We start from the raw sequence: 25,089 nt of genomic DNA, 5'->3' as shown, positions 1-25,089 counted from the left end.
GCCTACTTTACCAACTCCAAAAATATATCTTCTAAGTCAAGGGACTTAAAGTAAGCCTCTTGAATTGCAAAGTCCTGTTTAACTAGAAGAGACAACAAATCTTTGACCTGGTCTTCTCTTATCCTTACCAACAAATCACCACTTCTTGACTCCATGCAGTAGTAGCCTTGAGACCTTAAAAACAAGGTCACCCCTGCCTTATCCTTAACCTTTATTAAATAACGGTCGCTGGCTCTTTGATAGAAGTCCCCCCTACCAACAATTTCTGCCAACTTACCCTCTTTTAGGATACCTATTCTATCTGCCATCCTCTCTACTTCAGATAATACATGAGAGGATATTAAAATAGTCATATTCTTTTCCTTGGACAAACGGATCAAAAGCCTTCTTATCTCGTTAACAGACTTAGGGTCAAGACCGTTCATAGGTTCATCTAAAATAAGTATTTCAGGACTGTTTAAGAGAGCCCTACAAAGAGCCAGTTTCTGTATTTGAGCGTCTGTTAAGTTCTTTACCTTCTCGTATTTAAAGGCATCCATCTTAAGAGACTTTAAAACCTCGTCAATATTATCTGCCTGATGGCTGCCAACGATATTTTGTATGAGCTGCAGGTTTTTATAAACTGTCATATTCTTATAAAAGCCAGGTCTTTCTAATACACTCCCGATTCTTTTAAAGACATCTTTATCAATTTCACTACCCATATATCGAATCTGACCGGAAGATGGATGAGTAAGACCCATCAACATCTTAATGGTTGTTGTCTTACCAGCTCCATTAAGGCCTAACAGAGCAAAAATTTCCCCTGTGTGAATCTTTAGATCAAGACCATCTATAACCGTTTCTTCTCCATATGTTTTTGTCAAACCTCGTGTTTCTATCATGTATTTCATATGTTGTCCCTTTTGTAAATCATCCTATCCATAAGTAGGACTGTTAAAATCCCAAAGGTATAAAGGATAAGATAGGCTGTGTTGATTTTAGCTTCTCTATAAGGTGATAATATAAACTCCGGAATGGCACTTGGCAAGTACAAGTTCTTGTTAAAGAGTTGCATCAAATAACCAGTTACAATGGTCACAGACATACCAATTAGAGGAATGATGGTATGTTTGAAAGCATAGGCCAAAAACATGCCAAAGACGATAAATGGAATGGTGTAAAGTATTAAGTAAAAATAAGCGTCTATTTGACTGATAATTAAACCGATTATGCTCAAGTCATTAAACAAAATAACCTCAGTAACAATAACAACCAAAACAGAAAATAAAATCAGCAAAACAGACCAAACACTGGCTATTACGAACTTGATTAAAAAAAGTTTCCGTCTTTCTAAAGGTGACACAAAGGCACTGATAAAGCCATTTGAATCATATTCTACCTTCATCAAAAGCATGCCTGTCATAGGAAAAATGGTTTTTGTCCCAATAAGGCCTAGAAAAATCAAGTTCATCTTATTAAAGTCACCCAGCAAAAAAGCTCTTGGATTTAAAGAAATCCACAAGAGTGTGATCAGTGGTACCAATAACATAACCAAGAAAGAAGCAACCAAATAGTTGGCGCTACTTAACTTTTTCAGTTCATACCTAAATAAGTTCATCTAATCCCCTACTGCCTCCAGAAAAATTTCCTCTAAACTTTTAAATCCATCTTTTACATGAGATATCTGAATATCATTTTCAATCAAAGTTTTGATAACCAAGTTATTATCAACCTTCTCTGTGATTCTAATGACATGATCATGAATCACTTCATAATCAAAGATGCTTAACTGCCTTTCAATGGTTAAAATCAGCTTAGGCAGGTCATCAGAATGTATTTCTAAAAAAGACTGCTGATTTTCTTCCCTTTTATCAGTCTCCATCTCATAGATGATTTCACCATAATGCAAAATACCAATATGACTGGCCAAATCTGAGATAAAGTCCAGCATTGATGTTGCAATAAAAATAGTAACACCAGCCTCAGATTGCTTTATCAGCTCATCTTTTAAAGCCTTCAAGGCAACAGGATCTAAAGATTTTGCCGGTTCATCTAAGATAAGTATCTTGGGTTCTATGATCAAGGCTCTTATGATTCTAAGCTTTTGAAGCATACCCAAGGAATACTTTTCTACCTCCATATTCATATTGGTAAAAAGGTCAAACTTCTTAAAGTAATACTCAATATGACCTTCCTTGTCTATATCTAAAAACTTATCTTTGTAGTTTTCTAGATAATAAAGGATATTCTCTTTACCTGTGAAATTCTTATAAAAGCTGATTTCATCGATAGAAACACCGATTTCCTTTAACATGTCACTTCTAAAGGGTTCATCAAAAAAATGAACCCCTCCTTCAGTCGCTAATGACAAGCCAAGCATAATTTTAATCAAGAGGCTCTTTCTTGAATGGTCAGAACCTATTAAGCCATAGATAGAACCTGCTTCAACACCTAAAGAAACCTGCTTTAACAGCCTTTTGCCCTTGATAACCTTAGACAAGTTTTTTAACTCTATTATCATATCTTTAACTCTTTCAATATTGGTAACTCTACGAAAAACTCAGTCAACTGGTTTTCCTGACTTTTTAGATCAATTCGACCATTATGCTTTAAGACAATTTTTTTAGCAATAGACATACCTAGGCCAGAGTTGGATGCGCCGAATTTTCTGGCATCATCCACCTTAAAGAGGCGTTCAAAGATATGCTGCTGTTTGGCCTTTGGAATCCCCTTGCCCTTATCCCATATAATCACTCTGTAATAGGTGTTTTCAATTCTAGTTCTTACTCCAATAACTTTACCGTCTTTACCGTGTTGAATGGCATTTTTAAGAATGTTCTGAAAAACCCTGGTAAGGGCAATTTTATCTGCATAGACCATATATCTGACTTCTTTGATTTCATTGATAAAATCAATCTCATACTTTTCAAATTGAGGTATAAAATCAATGACGATATTCCTTAAAAACTCATTGAGTTCAAGGTATTCAAAAGCCATCATGACATCTTCAGCATCAATACGAGCCACATTAAAAATCTGTTCTGTCAGATGTTTGAGATTTTTAGACTTCATAGAAAGAATCTCAAAAAACTCTTTCAGTTCTTCTTCATCTGTGATAACACCATCATTTAATGCATCCACATAACCAATTATTGACGTTAAAGGCGTTCTGATATCATGTGATAAGTTAGATAAGAGCTGCTTTGATCTTTCTGCCTGGACTCTTTTTTCAACATCAATGGTCTCATAAGCCTCATAAAGCATATTGAGCTTTAAAATTAAGTCCTTGTAAGTCGAATCACCATGAACAAGAATTTTCTTTGTTTTCTTGGATTCAGAAAAATGATTCAAACTCGAAAGAACCTCTTTTAAATCCTTCTTATCCTTTAAATCTCCCCAGAGTAAATATAGACTCAAAAGAAGCACGCCTAAAAGAACATAGGCAAGCTGATTTGTTTGATTTATAAATGACACAATCATGGCAATAAAAATCAAAACTATGACTGTGCTTCTTACATATGTTTTATTCATCTGATTCATCTTTCAATGTAAACTTATAACCTAGTCCCCAAACAGTTTGGATATATCTTGGCTCATTAGGATCGTCTTCTAATTTGTTTCTTATTCTTCTTATATGAACCATTACGGTATTATCGTCACCTAGGTATTCAGAACCCCATACTTTTTCAAATATTTGACCTTTGGAGAAAACCTTATCTGGTTGTTTGGCTAGAAGCTCAAGTATTTCATATTCCTTTGTCCTGAGGCTGACTTCTTGACCATTTTTTATAACTGTATTGTTTGTAAAATCAATGGAAATATCTTCGCCTTCAAGTATCGCCACAGGAATAACACCTTGACTGAGTTCTAAATACCTTCTCAAAATCGCCTTCACACGTGCTACCACTTCCTTGATGCTAAAAGGCTTTGTGATGTAATCATCTGCCCCTTGCATAAGACCCAATAGCTTGTCCACTTCATCATCTTTAGCCGTTAGAAAAATAATAGGTACATTTGAAATTTTCCTAATGGCCTTACATAAGGCAACACCATCCATTTCTGGCATCATTATGTCTGAAATAACTAAATCAAAAACATCTTCATTAAAGGCATTCAAGCCTCTTTTGCCGTCTTCTTTGCAGACCACATCGTAGTTTTCTACCTCCAAATATTTTTTTAGAAGTAATCCTATCTCTCTTTCATCTTCTACAACCAAGATCTTTGATCTTCTCATCTTGCCTCCACTACTTTGTATCTAGCCATTCCAATATGTCTTTATATACCTGATCTTTATTATCTTCATTAAGCATTTCGTGACGCCCCTTATAGAGTTTCATACTGACATCATGTTTACTAAAGAGCTTATAAACCTTCTTAACACCATCACCATGACCACCTACAGGGTCATCTTCACCCGAAAATATATGAATAGGCAAATCATGACGTATGTTTAATACGCGATCCTCTTTATTAACTCTTTCTACTGCTGTAAAAAGATCTTTATAAAAACTTGAAGAAAATACAGTCCCGCAATAAGGATCATTTATATAAGTGTCTACATTGGTTTCATCAATTGATAACCAATCAAATTCTGTTCTTAAAGGTTTAAACTTTGAGTTAAAAACATTGTTAGACATACCACTGATCAACTTGCTTGGATATTTAGGTCCTCTAAGAGCAGTCTGTAAAGAGGCTAATCCAATCATAATCTGGCCTGTTAGACCAGACTTATAACCTGTACCTGATAAAATTAAACCATCTATCATATGAGAATACTTAGATGCAAAGTCTCTTGATACAAACGACCCCATACTATGTCCAAATAAATAAACTGGACACTCATGTGTTTCTCTTATAAATGCTGCCATATCTTTTACATCTTCAACAACCGCATGCCAACCACCAGGCCCAAAATAGCCTAAGTTATCTACGCTTCCAGCAGTCTTGCCATGACCTCTTTGATCATATCCATAGACATGATAACCACTATTTGATAAATAGGTTGCAAATTCATTGTATCTCATAATATGCTCAGCCATGCCGTGTACTAAAAGTACGACACCTTTTTCTGCTTCTTTTGCTTGCCAATGCTCGTAAAACACGGATACATCTTGGTTTAATTTCTTTATCATCACATGCTCCTTTCGACTCATTTAATTGTATCATATAAAAAATGGAATGAGAAACAAACACACTTATGACCAGGTATTAATACCTGATTAGAAAAATTCAATATTTATACTAGAACAAGGGAACAATTAATGGTATCATATTAAGGAATGGAGGCATTTATGAATTACATTTTATTAATTATAGTAGGTTATTTAATTGGAACAATCCCTTGTTCTTATCTTGTTGGCAAAATGATGGGCAACATCGATGTGAGAGAACATGGGTCTGGTAATGCTGGGGCAACCAATGTTTTAAGAACGGTTGGCAAAAAAGCAGCACTCTACGCGCTTATAGGTGATGTTCTAAAAGGTGTTATACCTGCTATTATCGGTCAGATGGTCTTAGGTATGGATGGCGCAGTCTTATGTGCAATCTTTGCAGTTATCGGTCACTGCTACCCAATTACACTTGGTTTTAAAGGTGGTAAAGGTGTTGCAACAGCCGGTGGTATGATCATTGGTACCAACCCACTTGTTGCACTTGGCTTATTCATCTACATGTTTGGTGTTATTAAGACAACTAAGTATGTATCACTTGCATCAATTACAGCAGCGATTATCTATCCAATCACATTTTGGATTTTATATGATTCACCAATTGTAAGAATAGGCTCAATCTTCTTAGGTGCTTTGATCGTATTCAAGCACAGAGCCAACATACAAAGATTACTATCTGGAAATGAATCTAAAACAACTTTGTTTGACAAATAGTCCCTATGGGACTTTTTATTCTTTTGAGGAAATATAATGAAAAAAATTCTATTAATCGAACCCTTCTACTCAGGTTCACACAAATCATGGGCAGATCAGTTCAAAAATAACTCGAATCATCATATTGAGATTTTAAGCTTGCCAGGTAAGTTTTGGAAATGGCGCATGTATGGTGGCGCATATACACTGGCTCAAATGTATCTAGACTTAGATTTTGATCCTGATATCATCTTAGCCACAGACATGCTTGATTTGGCAACTTTTGTTGCACTTGCCAAAGAGAAAGTCAAAGATAAGAAAATATTTTTGTATTTTCATGAGAACCAAATGGCTTATCCATGGAAAGAAGATGGCGAAGACAAAAGGAACAATCGAGATTTGCATTACGGTTTTATGAACTACAACTCTGCCTTGGTTGCTGATAAGATTCTTTTTAACTCCAAACACAACATGACATCATTTTATGAAGCCATGAGAAAGATTCTAAAAGCCATGCCAGACAAGAGACATAAGACCATTGAAGAACTATATAAAAAATCTCAGGTCTTACCAATCGGCATCCACTTAAAACACCATGACATTGAAGTAGATTTACCTTATAGGGGTCAAGAACCTTTAATTCTATGGAACCACAGATGGGAGTTTGATAAAAACCCTGCCGATTTCTTTGATGCCTTAATCACACTTAGAAAAGAAGGTTATGCCTTTAAGCTTGCCCTTCTAGGTGAAGTTTATAAAAATGCACCAAAGAGTTTAAGCCATGGTCTTGAATACTTTAAAGAAGATGTCCTTGTTACAGGTTTTATGACAAAAGAAACATACTCTTCATGGCTACAAGCAGCCGATATTTTACCAGTAACAAGTATACACGATTTCTTTGGCATCTCGGTTATGGAAGCCATCTACATGGATACCTACCCTATTCTTCCAAACAGGCTGACCTATCCAGACTTATATAAGATTAAGGAAAATCCTGAAATCTTTTACGAAACACAAGATGAGTTTATCGATAAGCTTAGAAATGCACTTGATGAAAAAGATCATAAAAGCTACAGAGACCTTTGTAAGCCTTATGACTGGGACTCAATCATCGAGACATATGACCAAGCATTTATAGATTGATATATTTTTATCAATCTTCTTTATTTTTCATGAGAGTATGATATAATAAGCCTGATTGGAGGACATCATGAGTTTTTATTACAAGGCAGTACCAGATGGTACATACTGTTTAACAGGCTATAATGGCAATTCTTCTAGTGTTGAATTTCCACAAAATATTACCGTTTCTATATTAGGAGACAAATTATTTAAAAATCATACAGAGATTACATCCGTTGAAATACCAGACACAGTGACGCAAATTGGTGGGTTTGTTTTTGATGGTTGCGAAAACCTAAAGACCATCAAGCTTCCAAGTCATCTGGATGACATGTGGCAGTACGCATTAACTAGAATGGCCATTGAAACCATTGAAATTCCAGGTTCACTTAAAGAAATTATCCCCTTTACATTCAATCAATGTAAAGATTTGAAAACTGTTTATATTAACAAAGGCACCAAACGTATCCACGGCATGGCCTTTAAAGACTGCACAGCACTAACAGATATTTATGTGCCTGAGGATACCATTATTCACGAAAAAGCCTTTATGGGCTGTAATGAAGTGAGAATCCATAGAAACCAATAAGGTTTCTTTTTTCTTATCTATCTTTTATAATGGATAAAGGAGGCAATTATGTACAGTTTTAAAAATGATTATAGCGAAGGCATGCATATCAATATCCTAAATAGACTTCATGAAACAAACATGGTTCAAGCAGAGGGCTATACAGAAGATATGTATACTGAAAATGCAGTAAAAAGAATAAAGGAATTCACAGGCGACCATGTAGATGTCCACCTTATTTCAGGTGGTACCCAAACCAATCTTCTTGCCATCAGCTCCTTTTTAAGACCACATGAAGCATGTATATCAGCTGATTCTGGTCATATTAATGTTCACGAGACTGGTGCTATTGAAGCAACAGGACACAAGGTGATTACAGTTACATCTGATGACGGCAAAGTGAAGCCTCATCAAGTCATTGACCAAGTCAAGTATCATGCAGATGAGCATATGGTAAAACCTAGACTGGTTTATATATCAAATCCTACAGAAGTAGGCACAACATATTCAAAAGAAGAATTAACAGCTCTTAACAAGGTTTGTAAAGACAATGACCTTCTTTTATACCTTGACGGTGCTAGACTGGCTACAGCAATCGTATCAAGTGACGTAACACTAAAAGACCTTGCTGAGTTAACTGACGCCTTTTTTATAGGGGGTACTAAAAACGGTGCCATCCTTGGAGAAGCATTCATTATCTCTAATCCAAATCTTAAAAGAGACATGCGCTACTTAATCAAACAAAGAGGTGCACTGCTTGCAAAAGGTAGACTTCTAGGCATTCAGTTTGATGAGCTATTCAAAGATGAGTTGATTTTTAAGCTAGCTGCTTATGCCAATCAAGAAGCCATGCGTATGAAAGAAGCATTTATCCAAGCAGGTCATAAACTCTATACAGATTCAAATACCAATCAGATCTTCCCTATATTAAATATGACTCTTATAAAGAAATTAGAAGAGCATTTCTCTTTTTACATATGGGACCAGATTGATGAGGATTATGCTGCTATCCGTTTGGTAACTTCTTGGGCTACAGATCAATCACAAGTAGATAAGCTGATAGAAATCATAAAAGAAGGCTAATAGATGGAGATTCTAGATTTTAAATCAAAAGAAGATTTTAGAAACTGGTTAAAAAAAAATCATGATTCAGTAGGTAGAAAGATTTTCATCTACAAAAAGAAGCATTTAGACAAGGGGATGGGCTATGAAGATGCTGTCAGAACAGCTTTATGTTTTGGCTGGATAGACGCCACTACCAACTCCTATGATGATATAAAGTTCATCCAATACTTTGCAAAGAGAAAAGAAAAAAGTAACTGGTCAATCAGTAACATCAAACGTATGAAAGCCTTGATAGAATCTGGCCAAATGACAGAACTCGGTCTAAAGACTTTTGATTTAAAGTTGATAGAACAATTACCTGAACTCGAAGCTGAAGAGGAAAAAATTAAATCCGGCAAACAAACTATTCCAGACTTTTTTCTAGATTTACTAAAAGAACATAATGCACTTGAATTATTTAATAAGGAAACAAACAGTCAGAGGCGTATGTTTATCCACTACATTTTGGATGCCAAACAAGAAAAAACAAAAATAAGACGTTGTTTAAAAGTCATTGGCATTTTAAACGGAGAAAAAAACAACTTGTGAAAATTCACGAGTTGTTTCTTATCTTTCTTAAAGCTCTTGAAAGTCTTTCAGATAGGTCTTCTGGGAACCAGTGACCAAAGTCTTTTACAACTTCAAAATCACACCCTAAGTAGTCCTTTAGCTTAACTTGGGATTCATAAGCATGATCTAAATCACCAGTTATAATTGTCCCCTTCAGTTCTAATTCTTGATCCTTTATAGATTCAGGAAGATCAGGACATAAGGCAATGAAACCTTTAATGTTCTTAAGCTTGCTATTTGCAGCCATATCAATTGCCAGAGTGGCACCTTGAGAGAAACCAGTGAATATTATGTCACCAATGGCATAACGCCCTTTTAAGTCTTTTATTGCTTTCTCCACATCTTTAAACGCCCTTTCGCGGTCATTCCAAGAAAAATGCTTGTAGCCAATCTGCTGAGACGATTCCACCATAAGATGGACATAGTCTTCATCAATCAAGTCACTCTTCCAGAACTTCGAAAACAGTTCTAAGTCCTCACCCCATCCATGAAGACTTACTACAAGCGGCATGGCTCTAGTTGGCTTGTAGTTTATAGGTTTAACCACTTTGATAAAGGGTTTTTTACGTAAGTTTTTTGAAAGTTCTTCCCACCTAACAGTTTCCTCTTGGTAGTCATGCGTAAACAAAATATCATTTAGATATGGAGATGGATACCAGTAACCTTTGTCTAAAGCATGATTAAAGTAGGACTTACATTTGTCTACTTGCTTCAATTGTCCGTATAACATAATCAGATCAAGCAGCAATTGCTCATGATGTTCTGGATAGTCTTTATAAGCCTTTTCCACCATTAAGAGGGCTTGATCTTTTAAGCCTTCTTCAAACCATTTTCTATAATACTCTTTTTCAATACTTTCAAAAGACATAATATTTTCCTTTCTCTTCTATTCAATCTTATCTCAAAAGACTAAAAGTATATATAGTTAAATCCCTTTTAAACAAATATCTTATATGAGTTTTAGTGAATCTGTTGTAAATGTATAAAATTGGATGTAGGCTTATATAAGGGGGAAACTCATGAACTTTTCAAACGAAATCATCATCAACAAAACATTTACTCACCATGATAAAGACATTAAAATCTTATCCATTAATGATAAGAGTCTTTGGTATGCTTACCAAATTGATAAAAAATTGCATGATAAGAATCTAACAGTTAACAGTCAAAGAAGTCATCTCATGAACGACATACTTTTTAGATCAAATATTGAAATCTTAGGACTATCAATAAGAAATTATATTTATTGCAATGGTAAAGCAAATCATTATTACCCTAAATCAACTAACTATGAAGAAATTTTCAATCATTTTTCATCTTATCTTAATAAAAACTATACTAACGAGAACACAATCATTCTTCAACTTGAATTTAAAGAGAAGATTGATTGCAAAGAATATTATCAATATGGTCTTAAAGAATTCTTATACAGTCTAGAACTCTTGATTGATTCAAGAAAAATCTATTACTTGATTGAGAAAGAATATCTTTTGGATTTTAAAAATGAAGTGGCATTAACTCTTAAGCATCCTATCGATAATAGAACATTCACATGTTATCTAAAAGGATTAGAGTTATACAACTGGCAAACCGCAAATCAAGATAATCTTCAAGATTATTTAGAGCATAAAAAGAAATCTAAACATAAAGATATCACTATATTTTTGCCATATGAAACAAACGAATCTATTCAACTTGAAGTATGTCCTATAGATCCCTCATATAAGTTCCCTAGTGGAATGATATATTATGGATTGCATTTTGAAGCTGAACATCTCAGTACGCATGGTATGAAAATCAACGCTACCATGGTCGCAGAGCTAGACCAAATCGAAAAAGAAAACTGTCTAATAGAATTGCTGGCTATATCCTGTTATTCAGATAAAAGGTTTTATCGATTGGAGACATTATAATGGAAACATTTCATAAAAAGAACCAGACAACTTAATATTTATTGAACTCCAAAGCCAGGGTATGATTAATAAGAAAATCGATATTATCTTTAATTTGACCAAGATACAGAATCAATTGTTATCATTTCAAAGAATATATCTCAAGTAAGTACATCAAGATTATCGGATGTAGATACTTTTTCAACTTCTACGCTGGAAAAACAAATATAGAAAAGTCAAAAACATCCCTTAGGATGTTTTCATGACTTTATTGATATTTCTTTTTGAAATCTTTAGTTTTAGATACCTAGAAAAATCCTCAAAAGCATCTTTTACAGCTTCTTTCATTTCAGAATCAACTTCAACGCCCTCTTCCCACCACCAATTGGCTATGGTTAATCTACCATCCTCTGGCTTTTCAGGTTCAAATCTTGCTACAATCTCACTTCCGTAAAGTACTGGAAGCACATAATAACCATACTTTCTCTTATCTTTAGGTACGTATACTTCCCAAGTATATTCAAAATCAAATATTTTACTGATAAGGCCCCTATCCCACATTATATTATCAAGTGGGGCTAAAAATCTGATACTTTTATTTTCAGGCTCATTAGCGGTTAAGAGACTATCTAAATGCTCTTTAGCTATATAAAATTTATCTTTAATGCCTTCTACAAGAACACTTTCAATTAGACCCTGTTCCAGTAACTCTTCAATAATCTCTGCTCTTAAAGGTTTCTTATTAAGATAGTGGCCTAACCAACCACCACCATTTTTAGACCATAAGATACCAACACTCTTAATCCTTCTTAAGATGTACCATTTCACGAACTCTCTATCATTATCAAATGGATCTTCTTTTTCTAGAAGATCTTTATCCAGTAGATTTTCTATCAAATCAAACAACTTTTGATTGTTCTTTTTCTCAACAACTCCTACCTTTCCAAGATGAAACAAATGGTCTAAGGCGACATTTGAAAAACGACTAGAAGCCCATCTGCCTTTCGCCTTACCTCCAATATTAATTTCTCTTGAGAACTTCGGCCCTTCATTATAAAGTATTTCTAAGACATGGTCTAAATAATCTAGTGCTTCTTCAGTTGATCTGTATGCCATGGTGTTGATGGTTGATTTGGCATGAGATGATCTGATTCTCTTAAAATACGGCCAGTCATCCACACTGTATATAGCCATCATCTTATCCCAACCATCTATTAGTTTTCTATCTTTGTATAAAAGTTCCTCTAACATCTTAGGCGAATAATTTTCAATCTTCGATTGAAGTACCAGATCAGGATTTCTACCCACTACGTTTAAAGGATCAAATTGAATACAACCAACCTTTTTTACATAATCAAGTACACCTTCTTTACCTTTTGCAAGTTCCTTATCCAACATGCCATGGTAATCCACTAGAAAACGTCTTACATCAGCTTTTGTTACTTTTATTTCATTCATCAAAATCTCCAAATCTGTTATTCTAAGGTTCAAATACTCTAATCATATGATGGACCGGCTGTCCAAAGATGTACATGTCAGCTTCTACTACACCTTGTAAAATACAGTCACAATCATCGAAATGACCTTCAATATCGTAATGATAGCCTAAACCATAATAGTTACCGCATCCATCCTTTTGAGCGCTTGAATCCTCTATTGTAAAAACTGGTTTTGCATTGAATGCGAAAACCAATACTGTATCAATGCTGAATACCAGAAGCCATATTATCAAGATGATAACCATAAACTTCATTCTACTTCTCATAAACACCCCTTACCTAAAAGCATATTAACTAATGACTTCCAAACATTGATCCGATACAAGTAGAGCCTGCACATCCGTTAGTAAAATCTCATCTATACTATCAGACACAATTTTGCCTTCTCTAGTACCTGCTGCTTGATGTACCTTTATAGGACAAGAAACATAGCCTAATCCATCCTCATAATTACTGGCAAGTGCTACGGAGCCTGCTGAGACACCGACATAGACACCGCCTTGATCTAAAAAAGCATCTAATGTGCTTTTAAAGTCACCCATCTTATTTAATAAAGCCTGAGTAGAGCCACCAGCAACATAAATCATATCATAATCAAGGATCTCCTTTGAAGATATTTCATAATCAAAATCATAACTTACTATCTGCTTTTCGTTTATACCTAAATCAACAATCTCACTTTTACACAGTGGCAAAATCTTCTTTTGACTCTCTGTGACAGCTGCAGATACCACAAACAATACGCTTAAGTTATTGACATCTTTACTCAATAATTCCTTTACTTTATCTGCAATATTTGGATTGTCAAAACCTGCAGATGTTAACACAATTTTCTTCATAATCTCCTATTATACTCATAAAGTGTCAGTCACTTTATATGTTTTCCTTTCATATATCCTTATATATGATTATATCAGATATTTGATGCATTCAAGCAGCAATAAAGAGTAAAAAAAGAAGAAGTTTTAGGGGATCCTAAAACTTCTTCTAAGTCATCACTGTCCGCAGCTTCCAGCGCATGAAGCACAGCCAACCTCTAAAGGTGTAACCGGCTTCACCATGTAGCCACCTGAAGTTAATTCTACAATCATATCACCAACTTGGTCATAGTTGTCTTTTGTCATTAAGAATGTTACATCATTTTCTTCACTCTTAACATCATCAACACCCTCTTTATCGATCGTTAGACCAAATGTAGGACCAGAACAGCCCATACCAGCAATATAAATTCTAACACTGTCAAACTCTTGTTCAGCCATAACAGTTTTAATAGCATCTAATGTTTCTTGATTAGTTTGTATTTTCATATACGCCTCCTTTGACTTCATCATAACAAATTAATACAAAATTGAACAATTGAGTTTTCTTATAAACATAAGGTCAAGTATGCTTTTTTTGCATGCTATTTAAAGTAAAAATGTTACATAGTCTCAAAGGCCGTATATTGCTATATTTCAGAAAAATATTCACTAATAAAAAAAGCTTCAGGATTATTTGTCCTGCCGCTTCTTTACAAACTTTTAATTATTTAAAGACATCAACCCATACACCGCCAGTAACATTTGATAAGTAATCAACATCTATCTTCACAGCTGTATTTGGACCACCACCTGCTGGATAAACATAATCAAAATCCTTTAAAGATTCATCTAAATACACCTCTAATGGCTTCACAAGTCCAAATGGACAGACACCTCCAACTGGATGACCCGTAACTTCAGCTACTTCATCAAAGCCAATAAACTTAGCCTTTTGCTTAAACTCAGTCTTGAACTTCTTATTATCAAGTTTTAAATCACCCCTTGATAAAAGTAGGATATCTCTTTCCTTTAATCTAATAGCCATTGTCTTAGCAATCCTTGCTGGCTCAACACCTAATGCTGCTGCAGCTAAATCCACTGTAGCAGTTGAAATATCCATCTCTATCACTTCAAGTGGTAGATTCTCATCTAAAAACTGTTTCTTTACACTCTCTATACTCATAGCCCTTCTCCTTACTATTCATTATAAATATTAGTTTAATAGAATATTTATACAAATACAAGATGCCTCATAGAATTGTTTAAAAAACATACACTTGAAAATGCAACCATCAAACGATTGCATTAATTAATTACTTTCTAATATTTTTACCACACCATTGTAACCATCTACTTCAAGTAGGTCGCCATCCTTTACTAGATCCATAATCCCCATTAAGCCACTGACGCATGGTATGCCATACTCTCTTGCAATAATGCCTCCATGTTGAAGCGGTCCACCAATTTCCATTACTACACCTGATGCATTTGTAAAAATAGGCGTCCATGATGGTTCAGTAAACTTAGCGATTAAGATTTCACCGGACTCCAAAGGCTTCTCATATGGCAAGCGAAGCACTTTAGCCTTACCGACTACTTTTCCAGGTGCAATTGCATCACCTATGATATCACCATCTTCAACTTGCATCTTAGGTTTGTAAATTTTTCCACGACTATCGATCACTAATGGCCAGTCGGCCTTATGAATGTAGCCATCTAGATTCTCTTTTCTGGCCTGTCTTAGATCAAAGGATGAATCATTTTGACCTTTATCAATTTGCGCTGATTTTAAATCAAAGATATCATATGATTTATCTATACGCCCTTCTTTAACCCACTTTTCGGCAATTTCAAGGCAAATATCATGGAGCTTTGCCATAATCATAACAATAAGGTATTTAGGATGTTCTCTATAACCGAATGTTGCCTTCATCCTATTTGCAGCATTAACAAACTTCTTTTCTTTCCCTTTTTTCCTAGCAACATCTAATAGTCTATTATACGCTTGGTCTCTTTTTAACTTTACAGTAAGCATCTGATTGTCTTCTAGATTGATCTCCTTAAGCTTGTCATACAAGATACCAATATCTTCATACACACGTTTGCTGGCTACATCAATTTCCTTAAAACCTCTAGCAGAAAACTTGTCCATAAACTCATCATACAGGGCTAAGAAGTCATTAGAATATCTTTTTTGTGATAGACGGTTTTTAAATTCCTCTTTAGAAGTAACTTCTATAAAGGTCTTTTCACTAGCCATTTTATACAGAAGATGTCCCATTTCACTAGTTGGGTTACCATCTAAATCCATATTCATGGCAGATAGTTCTTTTTCTACATCTTCACCTTTAAATATTTTAGCCATATTAGCTTTAGAAATCATACCAGCAAATATAACAGGCGCTGTCCCCATAGCTTCGTTCATTATTTTAAGGGCATCAGCTGAGAGTTTTGAAAAAGAACCTTTATTAGATAACTTGTCTGTATCAGATAGAATGCTTTCTGATATCTTCAAGTAGTTCTTGATGCCTTTTTGATAGTTACCAAAGACACCCTGAAGTGCACCTGGAATCATGGTTAGAACAGATTTAAACATTCTCTTTTTAGCTTGTTCTGTTCCAACTACAGGACCCTCAAAAGGATGTAAATCTAAATCAATTTCTTCAAATATTTTTCTGACATTGCTGTCATAGCTGTTCACAAATTTTAAGCCAGCTTTTTTCCCCACAACTTTTTGAAAAGCAGTAATAGAAAAGTATTCTTTACCATAAAGTGCAGGTGTCGAACCATTGGCTTGTGGAGACATCATGTGCATTTTTATCTCTAACAGCATATCTGACCAAAGTTCCATCCCAAGTACACTCATCGGTTCATCAAAGCCTTGGGTTAAGGCTATCAAATCAATGTAAAATCTCTTATTCTTCCCTGGTTCAGTTAACAACTCCTTATAGAAAGGAAAATGAGTTGTTATAGGACGCACTTGTAATAAATACAGTTTGTTATCTGAAAATGTCCACTCTGTATCTACTGGAAATCCATAATGCTTCTCACATAACTTTATCAAATCTACTAAAGCGGTGACTTGAGAATCCATAAGTGACTCTTTTTCCTTATGCTCATTTTCTTTTTTTTCGATACCACCATCTGAGTTCAGCCAAAGACCTATGTCTTTTATACTAATTTTTTTAGTGATAATTTTCTTATCTACAATATCATATGTGTACATATCAGGTGTTACAATACCAGAAACAATGGCTTCACCTAAACCAAAACTGGAATTAATCGTTACTTCATCAAAGCAATTGTTAAGAGGATTCAAAGAAAAACCTACACCACTAATATCTGAAGCAATTTGTCTTTGAACTATAACAGCAATGCTTGTTTGAGATAAATCAATGCTATTTTGCTTTTTATATGACATAACACGGTAATCAAAACATGAGGCAAAAGCTCTGGAAATATGAGCTTTAAGCATCTTACTTGTTACACCTAAAAAAGTATCATACATACCTGCAAAACTTGTATCTTCTAAGTCTTCTTCAGGTGATGACGAACGTATAGCAAAAACATCACCTGTTAACTGCTCCTGAGATCTCAAGAATAATTTTTCTTGGTTTTCAGAAAAAGTTAGACTCTCTGCAAATGATTTAAGAAGTTCACAGTTTTCCTTTGTCGTCTCTTTAATTGCTGATATGAAAAGCTCTGATGATTTAATCTCATTTAACCAATCACCAAAGAAGTCAACTGACATGACATATCCTTCAGGAACAGGTAATCCAAATTTTGTAGTTTCCATCAATGCTTTGGCTTTACCTCCTACAGAGGTAATAGCTGGTATCGTTTTTTCATTGAACATATAAATCATTAAAGCACCTCCAATTTAACCCATCATTTATATAATACTAATTTAAGCTTTATATAATAAGCATCACATGCTTTAAATAAAGCATGTATATCCTCAGCATCTAACACACTATTTTTTGCCTTCTTTAAATCTATAAACAAACCTTTAAAAGTCCATCTGGAAATCTGAAGTATCTCTTTCAAGCTAATGCCCTCTTTAAACAGACTTTCATCGATATTGTGGGTATAGATCTTTTTACGCCATTCATCAAGCTCTGCTTTTTTTTCATCTGTAAACAAAACATCGATAAAGTTTTCTGTAAAACTTACCATATAAGGATGGTCTAGCTGATAAGCGAGTTTACTTTTGGTAATTTCACAGACCCTATACAATATATCAGGGTTATCAAAATCAATGGTCTCTTCCATTAGCACAATATTAAGTTCACTTATGTAGTCTAACAAATAATCAAGTAAATCTTGTTTATCTTTGAAATGATGATAAAAGCCACCCTTTGATATGCCTGCTGTCTTTAAAATATTATTGAGTGATGCTTTTTCAAATCCATACTTTGAAAATTCCTCTAATCCTGCGTTTACAACTGCTATCACTTTCTTGTTCTTGATATCGATAAAATCACAACCTTTCCACAGACCACTTTGGTCTGTTTTAAGTATAAAACACAAATTCCACATAAGTCAAGAAAAACAGACCATATTGGTCTGTTTTTTATACATCTAACCTAAAGAGCTATTATGTCTTATCAAACTTTCAGTTGATACCTATAAGCATCCTCTTCAGGATTCGTATAATATTTATCTATTTCCTCATCTATAGTAAATCCAAAGTCCTCTAACACCTTTTGCATAGGTATATTGGACTTTCTTGTCTCTGCTTTTACTTTTGATAAATTATCTTCTTTCATCATATCAATTGTAAGTTTTATAAAATCATGACAATAACCTTTATTTCTGTAGTCAGGATGCACTCCTATATTAATAATTTTAATAAAATCCTTCAGGCCTTTCCAGTTGTACAAGAAAATCATCCCAGTGAGTTTCGTGTCATCTTTGTACCCAAACACAAAGACTCTTTCATCATTCATCATTTCTATGAAAGTCTCTTTCTTATAGGCATCATCTGGAAAACAGATTTTCTCTAGCTCTACTAGACTATCTATATCCTCTTTACTAAGTTTAATTGCTTCTTGCATGTCATATCCTTTTCTAAAATAATATTATACCTACTCCTTCTATTTCACAGTTGATTCTCTTAAATCACCAACTGCAAGCAGGTTATCTTTACCCATACCACAAACATACTTGTTATTGTCATATCTGTAGCAGAAATCTAAAAAATCACGTTTTTGATTTTCATCATGAATGAGTTTCATTAGTATCTCACGAGGAATTGTCCTTGCATATGCGCCAGGTCCTGCCAAACGTATATTTTCTACACCATTTTTATCAAGTAAGTCTTCTAACTCATCTGGCATAAAAAGATAAGTTATTGGCCAAGGTGACTTGCCTTCATTAAAAGCCTCTATCGTATTGTCTAAGTCATCGCATAAGCCCTCTCTATAAACCATGTCTACAAAGTCTTTGTTGTACTTAAAGTTATCTATTTGAGATGCTTCATGGTCCACACACCATCTAACAAAGTTATCTTCTGAATCTCTATCTATAATAAACTGGCTTTTCTGTATAGGATTCGTAAAATAAGGTAGTGTACCAAGTCTAGATGAAACACTGATAATTATCTTCTTTTTACCTATTCTCACCAAGTTTTCTATGACTTTTTCTTGATTTGGATAAGTATATGAAATTGGTGCATCAAAAGATATGACCATATCAAAAGCATGATCGTCAAACTGGTCCAAATCCTCTAGTGCACCCTTAATAAAGGTAAGCTTATCCTCAACACCCGCTTGTCTTGCTAGCTCTTTAGCCTTTTTAATCATAGGTTCTGATATGTCAAAATGTGTGACACGTATCCCTTTTTTTGCAAGCATAATCGAAAATCTTCCAGCACCGGCTCCTCCATCAAACACAGTCTTTATGCCATCTAGATTAGATAGTATTTCTCGCTCAATGTGTGCCTTTTGGATGATATCATCTATGAACATTTCCTCTCGTTTGTTTTCTCTTTCACCTTTATCCGATAGATTCCAATGTCTTTCTGATATTAATCTACTGTTTGTCATTTGTACTCCATTTACATTATTTAAACTCTTTAAGCCATCTTAATGTTAAATCATTAAAGATATCCACTTGTTCATACTGAAGGCCATGTCCAGCCTTGTTGATCATACTAATAGATAGATTGGAAAACTCTGCATCTAGTCTTAAAACATCTTTATAACCAACTGTACAATCTTGTTTACCAACTAATATTAAACTAGGCTTATCATAGTTCTTAATTCTTTCATAAGGTTCTGGCTTAAGTTCATAGTGTTCTTCTCTAATGATCTGTAAAAGATCACTTGTTGCCTTTTCAAAACCTACTAGGATGTCACTTACATATCTATCATACGTCGTTTGAGTTGCTACAACAGCGTATTCTAAAAACTCTTCAAAGTCTTCTTTATCTCCGTAATTTATCATGCTACTTTCATCAACCATCATCTTGTGATCAGGAAGATTTCTTTTATCAGAATCGGCTAAGACAACTGGACACACAAGTCCTAATCCCAGTGTTTTATCTGGTACTTTTGATACTAGTCCTTGGGCAAGATAACCGCCAAATGACTGGCCAATAAGTATAAATTTTTCCTCTCCAAGTACTTTATCAACAAACTCAATGATACATTCTAACATGTCATCACTTGTTTTAAGACCTTCTTTTGCCTTAGAATCACCCATGACAGGTAAATCCAAATAGATTCTCTTAAAACCCGATATTTTTTCAAAGATTGGCTCATAAGCCCCCTTCATCACATGTTTATCTAAAGAAAATCCATGTATCATCAAGACTGGAATCCCGTCGCCAATAATCTCATAATCTATGTTTGCCATACTCACATCTATTTTCATATTCCCTCCCAATTTTCTATAATATAATTTTACAATACTATTGTCTTTGTTTTCATTACAATTAAATTTCACCTCAATTGTTAACATCAGTGACATAAACTATGAGTTAAGATGCAATATAAAAAGAGGCATTTAGCCTCCTTAAAATCTTATGATTCGTGATCGTATTCAAATGCTTCCATTAATACTTTTGCATCCTCTAGTTGATTACTTGAAACCAGAATTAAAGTGCCTTCTGTACCAGGTTCAGTTAACAAGGCTTTGTAAGGACCTTCATTCTCATAGTGTACATATGTCTCAATACCATTGGCATTCAGGTATGAGATAAATACATTGGCTTCTACATTGTCTTTAATATGGGTTAAAGCTTCATAATCACCGCTGACCATATCATCAAAATCATGCTCTGTTTTGAGTACATCAGATAAAGATTCACCACAAGTAGGACAAACATCTAAAACGTCTTCACATTCTTTTTCACAAGTATTGCACCATTTCATTTATACCTCTTTTCTATCTGTTGAGTATATTGTTAGTATATCTATACCCAATAATAAGGTGATTCTTCACAATTTCATCAGATTTTATTTAAGTCCTTTGACATAAAAAGCTGGATTCTATTCAAGGTACCTGTTTTGTACAAGATCATTGGATTTAAAGTCAACATACTCCACAGGTGTACTAATATAATGAGACCTAACATCATTTTTATCAATGAAGTAAACCCTTATTTCTGGATAATTAGAACCTTCTAACTGCTTCTTATCAGACTTCTCAATGATTTCATTTTGCACCTCAACCTCCCAGAAGAAAACTTTCAAATCCATATATATGGCTTCATCAAAATCTTTATTTTCTTCACTTTTAAAGTAGATTTTTATGGTGACACCTCTCTGTGATTTATAAGCATTTGTATCTTCTACTACGAAATCATATTCTTCACTTAGTTCATCTAGATAATCATCCAAGATATCTGATTCAAACTTACTGTAATGTTCACATGAATACAGGGCCATCAGAATGAGAAACATAAGTGTTATCCCTATAAAATATCTCATGACCCCTTTACCAGCTTCTATCATTTCCACTCCAATAATTTCTACTTAATTTACTGTATTTTTTTAAACTTACCATACTAGTATGTCCTATATTTTCTAAGTCTAAGCTTAATTCTAAAGAAATGTATCACAGAAGTCATTACTAAAGCAAATCCCAGTAGTGTAACTAGTATATGACCTATATTAATAACATGTAAAATGGGATTCATACTTTTAAGATCTAATGCCGGTCTCGAGTAATGACCATGACCTTCGAGCTTGTATTCTCCATGATAATTCTCGCCAATTTCAGAAGATAAATCATGTAATGCCTCAAGACTCATATCAGGTAAACAGATGACAACTCTATCCCATATGGTATAAACCTTTACTTCTGAATCTTTAACATCTAATACATCTACTACAAAACTCTCTAAATTATCCAAACCACCTCTAGAAGCTAGATCTAATGTTATATATGACGAGCTGACGCCCAAATATCTTGACATAAGACTAGCTGATGTGAGCAATGTTGAAGATATCAGCGTTAACCCTAATATAAACATGGCCCATCTCTTTTTGTCCATATTGCCTCCTTTGATCTAATATCATCTTACCAGATATTTCAATTAACAGCCATTATTAAACTATTAAATCTAGTCAATCTTCTAAACCCTCTTTAAACAATCAACTTAAAAAATGAAGGTCCATTTTTAGATGCCTTCATTTTAACCATTTTCTACTATTCAATTTTATAAGTTGTACCACACACCGAACATAATTTATCCTGTATGTTTAAGACACCTTCGCACTTAGGGCATTACAAACGCCCACCTTCATGACTTAAGTAAAAATTTACACCTTTCTTATCAATGATTATTAAGTTCCTTATCAGTGTTTCATCATATTTCTCTTGGTAATTTTCATCTAACTTTTTAGAATAAGACAAGGATACTCACTGCAAAAAAGAATTTTCTTTCTATTAACACAATCCTTAACCTACCTTTCGATAGGATACAGGCTTATTTTCACATTCTATCCTACAGTCTATGCAAGTTTTTTTCTTATGATGAACATAACAATAAGAAAGCTCATCCCGCATGGGCTAGCATCTTTTCACTATGTACGACCATAAAACGTCCCTGACAATTGATTGTAAGAATGCTATACAGAACTGGCTTGTAGATCTTTCGCCTCTAAGTAGATTTTTTCTTCTATAGTCTTGGCTTCTTTAAGATACTCAATAATAATATCTTTATTATTTGGAAAAGATTCATCCTTTCTGTGCTTTAGCATATTGCCATATAAAACGGATAAGTGCTTTAACAAACCACAGAAATCATCGAACTCCGGATTATCCAGTTGACTGAAATAACTAGCTGCATAGGATTTCATCACAGTATAAGTCTCAAAGTAATACCTGCTTTCAAAATCATCTTTGTCAAGAGTTTTCATATAGTCAATCCAATAGTCGTAAGCTCTAAAACCTTCACGATAATCAGGCAAAGCAATGGCTTCTTTTTCTTCATGATGGTTAACGATTAGATCCATCAACTTCATCAATGCACCATCTGGTTTTTTGTAGCCTTTTAAAGCCATCACAAATAAGATAGGAATTTCTCTTCTGCCAAGTTCAGATCTTTCAAAAGTAATGTCTTCACCACTTACAGAAATACCTTTATAAGTGCTGTTTTTTGAGTCAAATCCTGTGATCAACTCCCATTCAGGTATAGACAAATCCCATGCTATAAGCGGGTATTTACTTTTCTCAATAACAGAGTAAGCTTTTTCTCTTCTTTCGACTTCTAAGTGTTCCTCATTCCAAAGCCTTGTAACAAGGGCTACTTCAAAGCCTATATCTTCTGCTGATTGCTTAAGTAAAGACCAATCAAATACACTCATGGCACTCAGACATAAATCTTTATGTACAATTGTTCTAAAAGAAAATCCAGATAAGCTTGCGATTGTCTCTATTGGAATGTCTACAAAACATTCTGATACAGCTTTAAGTGATTTTACAAATGAATGTGTGTAACCTAATTTTTTCATAGTATTATTCATCAAACTTTACCTCCTTGACAGATATAAAAATTTCTTCAGAAAAAGTCCGAGACGACTCTATATATCTCTCAAATGCATAGGATCCGTTTTGTCTAATATTGTTTTCCTCTAGATACTTATACACATTATCCAATGTCTCATGAATGGTTTCAACAAATGTAAAGGCGTCGGCCTTTGGTGTTTCAAACTTTAAATACAAACCTTTTGGTATCGTCATGATATATTCTCCATCTCCAGATTCTGTCCCTATCCAGTAATATAAAAGATCATCATGGACTTCTAGCCATCCATAATCATAGGAACTCACATCATCATTGAATTTCATCGATTTATGATACCTATTCCATGCTCTTGGTATTACACAATGTCTATTTTCTGAATTCATTTTGTATCGATTACATCTTAGTGGAATTGGTGATAACTCAACTAAATCAGGGATGATCATTACATCTTTCTGATCAGTTCTTTTATAAGGTTCTAATAGATGTAAACTGTTTCTTAGTTTTCTATGTTCTAAAGGACTGATACCATGCTCTTTTTTAAATGAACGAACAAAATTTTCTGTTGAATTATAGCCACAATTGATTGCAACTTGAAATACTGATAGACTTGATTCCAATAGCATCTTAGAAGCCTTTGTTAATCGCCTTTTTCGAATATATTCACCCAAGGTTAAACCAACTGTCGACTTAAATATCTTATGATAATAATATTCTGAATAACCTGCTGATCTGCTACAGTTTTCTAGAGATAAGTCATGTATTAAATTATTTTCTACGAAGTCTATAGACTTCATTATATACTCATAATAACTCATATTTCCATCCTTAAACTAAGTACTAGTACAGGCTAATTATATCATTTATCAAATGCTAATGACTGATAAATCTTGTTTACCTTTAGTCTATACTTTGATATTGCACGAAAAAACTCCTAACTTTTATTATAGTTAGGAGTCTGTATATTTAATTTGAAATTGTTACGCTTTGAAGGCTCGGGGAATCACTTTCTATTTTAATCCATTCAGAAAATCCCATAAAGCCTACAACAAACTCATCTCCTTCTGCCACCTCCAAATTTACAGGACCATTTCCATCTATTTTCTGGGTTGATATGACTTGGTCATTAAAGATTAAAGTCAAACTATTATCATCTGCTTTATAAAGAATCTCAATCACACCAGATTCATCATTGACTTCTTTCATCTCAACAGCTACTGGTTCACCACCTTTACGATTTTTGATCATTTGCCCTTGTACAAAACGCATGCCTTCATTGATTACACATAGATCACATTCAAAGACCAACTGGCCTTCGTCACCTCTTTTACCAACGAAAAGACCTATGCCTACTTGGCCATCCGCTTTACCACTCTTATCCCAGTGCTTTGGTACTTTTACCTCAGCCGAGATAATAAAATCTTTTGATGATGAAAGAGTTTGATTGTATTTATACCATGCTTCTGCAATTTCTTCACTGTCTGATTTCATGTAGCCTATACTTTCAACTTGTTCCATGTGACCACCAACTTCAAACCAGTTGTCATCTGATGTAAACTGTTGAGATAGATCTTTAATTGTCTTCATCTCTAGGTTTTCTTTAACATGACTTATAACACTTTGACTCAAGAGCTTACTTTCCTTATTTGAAGTACACGAAATTATAAGACAAAATGCTGTAACCAACCAAATCAATGTATATATAAATTTCTTCATTT

At 34.2% G+C, this 25,089-nt stretch carries 29 protein-coding genes; 6 read left to right on the top strand and 23 right to left on the bottom strand.

Going from position 1 to position 25,089, the window contains the following annotated elements; translation table 11 throughout:
- Positions 1–2: 2 nt before the first annotated feature.
- Genes EZV73_RS04385 through EZV73_RS04360 form a run of 6 tightly spaced genes read right to left on the bottom strand, consistent with a single transcriptional unit; the run spans position 3 to position 5,114 of the window.
- The gene (locus tag EZV73_RS04385) at positions 3–893 is read right to left on the bottom strand and encodes an ABC transporter ATP-binding protein (protein ID WP_240838643.1); all 891 of its coding nucleotides are present in this window, start codon (positions 891–893) and stop codon (positions 3–5) included.
- The gene (locus EZV73_RS04380; RefSeq protein ID WP_240838641.1) at positions 890–1,600 is read right to left on the bottom strand and encodes an ABC transporter permease; all 711 of its coding nucleotides are present in this window, start codon (positions 1,598–1,600) and stop codon (positions 890–892) included. The genes EZV73_RS04385 and EZV73_RS04380 overlap by 4 nt, the downstream gene beginning before the upstream one ends.
- Positions 1,601–2,503, bottom strand: coding sequence for an ATP-binding cassette domain-containing protein (locus tag EZV73_RS04375; protein ID WP_240838638.1), 903 nt, complete (start codon positions 2,501–2,503; stop codon positions 1,601–1,603).
- On the bottom strand, positions 2,500–3,513 hold the full coding sequence (locus EZV73_RS04370) for a cell wall metabolism sensor histidine kinase WalK (protein ID WP_240838636.1): 1,014 nt from the start codon (positions 3,511–3,513) through the stop codon (positions 2,500–2,502). Before EZV73_RS04370 ends, EZV73_RS04375 begins: the two co-directional genes overlap by 4 nt.
- A complete protein-coding gene (locus tag EZV73_RS04365; protein ID WP_240838634.1) occupies positions 3,506–4,216 on the bottom strand; it encodes a response regulator transcription factor in 711 nt (236 codons plus the stop codon). The genes EZV73_RS04370 and EZV73_RS04365 overlap by 8 nt, the downstream gene beginning before the upstream one ends.
- A gap of 10 nt (positions 4,217–4,226) precedes the next feature.
- Complete coding sequence (locus tag EZV73_RS04360) at positions 4,227–5,114, bottom strand: alpha/beta hydrolase (RefSeq protein ID WP_240838632.1); 888 nt, start codon at positions 5,112–5,114, stop codon at positions 4,227–4,229.
- Positions 5,115–5,273: 159 nt separating this feature from the next.
- Between EZV73_RS04360 and plsY the strand changes: the two genes are divergently transcribed.
- From plsY to EZV73_RS04335, 5 genes are all read left to right on the top strand, one after another.
- Positions 5,274–5,864: a glycerol-3-phosphate 1-O-acyltransferase PlsY gene (plsY, locus tag EZV73_RS04355; RefSeq protein WP_240838629.1), complete on the top strand. Its 591-nt coding sequence runs from the start codon at positions 5,274–5,276 to the stop codon at positions 5,862–5,864.
- A gap of 36 nt (positions 5,865–5,900) precedes the next feature.
- On the top strand, positions 5,901–6,986 hold the full coding sequence (locus EZV73_RS04350; RefSeq protein ID WP_240838626.1) for a DUF3524 domain-containing protein: 1,086 nt from the start codon (positions 5,901–5,903) through the stop codon (positions 6,984–6,986).
- Positions 6,987–7,053: 67 nt separating this feature from the next.
- Positions 7,054–7,554 carry a leucine-rich repeat domain-containing protein gene (locus tag EZV73_RS04345; protein ID WP_240838624.1) on the top strand — a complete coding sequence of 167 codons (501 nt, stop codon included), beginning with the start codon at positions 7,054–7,056 and terminating at the stop codon, positions 7,552–7,554.
- 48 nt (positions 7,555–7,602) lie between these two features.
- Positions 7,603–8,616 (top strand): low specificity L-threonine aldolase, encoded by a 1,014-nt coding sequence (locus tag EZV73_RS04340; protein WP_240838621.1) that lies wholly within the window; start codon positions 7,603–7,605, stop codon positions 8,614–8,616.
- A 3-nt stretch (positions 8,617–8,619) separates the two neighbouring features.
- Entirely contained in the window at positions 8,620–9,186 is a 567-nt protein-coding gene (locus EZV73_RS04335; protein ID WP_240838619.1) for a YdeI family protein, read from the top strand.
- Between the two features lie 4 nt (positions 9,187–9,190).
- Here the strand turns inward: EZV73_RS04335 and EZV73_RS04330 are convergent, their stop codons facing one another.
- The gene (locus EZV73_RS04330) at positions 9,191–10,075 is read right to left on the bottom strand and encodes an alpha/beta hydrolase (protein ID WP_240838616.1); all 885 of its coding nucleotides are present in this window, start codon (positions 10,073–10,075) and stop codon (positions 9,191–9,193) included.
- Between the two features lie 151 nt (positions 10,076–10,226).
- Here EZV73_RS04330 and EZV73_RS04325 point away from each other — a divergent pair, with 151 nt between their 5' ends.
- Positions 10,227–11,120: a hypothetical protein gene (locus EZV73_RS04325; protein WP_240838613.1), complete on the top strand. Its 894-nt coding sequence runs from the start codon at positions 10,227–10,229 to the stop codon at positions 11,118–11,120.
- Between the two features lie 228 nt (positions 11,121–11,348).
- On the opposite strand, the gene EZV73_RS04320 is transcribed toward EZV73_RS04325, so the two are convergent.
- From EZV73_RS04320 to EZV73_RS04245, 16 genes are all read right to left on the bottom strand, one after another.
- Complete coding sequence (locus EZV73_RS04320) at positions 11,349–12,557, bottom strand: winged helix-turn-helix domain-containing protein (protein ID WP_240838611.1); 1,209 nt, start codon at positions 12,555–12,557, stop codon at positions 11,349–11,351.
- A gap of 22 nt (positions 12,558–12,579) precedes the next feature.
- Positions 12,580–12,864 (bottom strand): hypothetical protein, encoded by a 285-nt coding sequence (locus EZV73_RS04315; protein ID WP_240838608.1) that lies wholly within the window; start codon positions 12,862–12,864, stop codon positions 12,580–12,582.
- 24 nt (positions 12,865–12,888) lie between these two features.
- Positions 12,889–13,437: a Type 1 glutamine amidotransferase-like domain-containing protein gene (locus tag EZV73_RS04310; protein WP_240838606.1), complete on the bottom strand. Its 549-nt coding sequence runs from the start codon at positions 13,435–13,437 to the stop codon at positions 12,889–12,891.
- A 156-nt stretch (positions 13,438–13,593) separates the two neighbouring features.
- A complete protein-coding gene (locus EZV73_RS04305) occupies positions 13,594–13,905 on the bottom strand; it encodes a hypothetical protein (RefSeq protein ID WP_240838604.1) in 312 nt (103 codons plus the stop codon).
- 217 nt (positions 13,906–14,122) lie between these two features.
- Positions 14,123–14,581, bottom strand: coding sequence for a YbaK/EbsC family protein (locus EZV73_RS04300; RefSeq protein WP_240838602.1), 459 nt, complete (start codon positions 14,579–14,581; stop codon positions 14,123–14,125).
- A 126-nt stretch (positions 14,582–14,707) separates the two neighbouring features.
- Positions 14,708–17,263, bottom strand: coding sequence for a PEP/pyruvate-binding domain-containing protein (locus tag EZV73_RS04295; protein WP_240838600.1), 2,556 nt, complete (start codon positions 17,261–17,263; stop codon positions 14,708–14,710).
- A 23-nt stretch (positions 17,264–17,286) separates the two neighbouring features.
- On the bottom strand, positions 17,287–17,928 hold the full coding sequence (locus EZV73_RS04290; RefSeq protein WP_240838598.1) for a TetR/AcrR family transcriptional regulator: 642 nt from the start codon (positions 17,926–17,928) through the stop codon (positions 17,287–17,289).
- Positions 17,929–18,005: 77 nt separating this feature from the next.
- Positions 18,006–18,455: a GNAT family N-acetyltransferase gene (locus EZV73_RS04285; protein WP_240838596.1), complete on the bottom strand. Its 450-nt coding sequence runs from the start codon at positions 18,453–18,455 to the stop codon at positions 18,006–18,008.
- Between the two features lie 39 nt (positions 18,456–18,494).
- Positions 18,495–19,445 carry a methyltransferase domain-containing protein gene (locus EZV73_RS04280; protein ID WP_240838594.1) on the bottom strand — a complete coding sequence of 317 codons (951 nt, stop codon included), beginning with the start codon at positions 19,443–19,445 and terminating at the stop codon, positions 18,495–18,497.
- 16 nt (positions 19,446–19,461) lie between these two features.
- On the bottom strand, positions 19,462–20,274 hold the full coding sequence (locus EZV73_RS04275) for an alpha/beta fold hydrolase (protein ID WP_240838592.1): 813 nt from the start codon (positions 20,272–20,274) through the stop codon (positions 19,462–19,464).
- Between the two features lie 149 nt (positions 20,275–20,423).
- Positions 20,424–20,774: a hypothetical protein gene (locus EZV73_RS04270; protein ID WP_240838590.1), complete on the bottom strand. Its 351-nt coding sequence runs from the start codon at positions 20,772–20,774 to the stop codon at positions 20,424–20,426.
- A 117-nt stretch (positions 20,775–20,891) separates the two neighbouring features.
- On the bottom strand, positions 20,892–21,356 hold the full coding sequence (locus EZV73_RS04265) for a hypothetical protein (protein ID WP_240838589.1): 465 nt from the start codon (positions 21,354–21,356) through the stop codon (positions 20,892–20,894).
- Positions 21,357–21,409: 53 nt separating this feature from the next.
- On the bottom strand, positions 21,410–21,898 hold the full coding sequence (locus tag EZV73_RS04260) for a hypothetical protein (protein ID WP_240838588.1): 489 nt from the start codon (positions 21,896–21,898) through the stop codon (positions 21,410–21,412).
- Between the two features lie 577 nt (positions 21,899–22,475).
- Complete coding sequence (locus tag EZV73_RS04255; RefSeq protein WP_240838586.1) at positions 22,476–23,375, bottom strand: hypothetical protein; 900 nt, start codon at positions 23,373–23,375, stop codon at positions 22,476–22,478.
- Entirely contained in the window at positions 23,365–24,189 is an 825-nt protein-coding gene (locus EZV73_RS04250) for an AraC family transcriptional regulator (RefSeq protein WP_240838584.1), read from the bottom strand. The genes EZV73_RS04255 and EZV73_RS04250 overlap by 11 nt, the downstream gene beginning before the upstream one ends.
- A 148-nt stretch (positions 24,190–24,337) precedes the next feature.
- Complete coding sequence (locus tag EZV73_RS04245) at positions 24,338–25,087, bottom strand: hypothetical protein (protein WP_240838582.1); 750 nt, start codon at positions 25,085–25,087, stop codon at positions 24,338–24,340.
- Positions 25,088–25,089 lie beyond the last annotated feature (2 nt).

Origin of the sequence: Acidaminobacter sp. JC074, from assembly GCF_022496765.1 — a bacterium.
Classification (GTDB): domain Bacteria; phylum Bacillota; class Clostridia; order Peptostreptococcales; family Acidaminobacteraceae; genus JABXKX01.
This window is presented reverse-complemented; position numbering and strand designations above follow the sequence as displayed.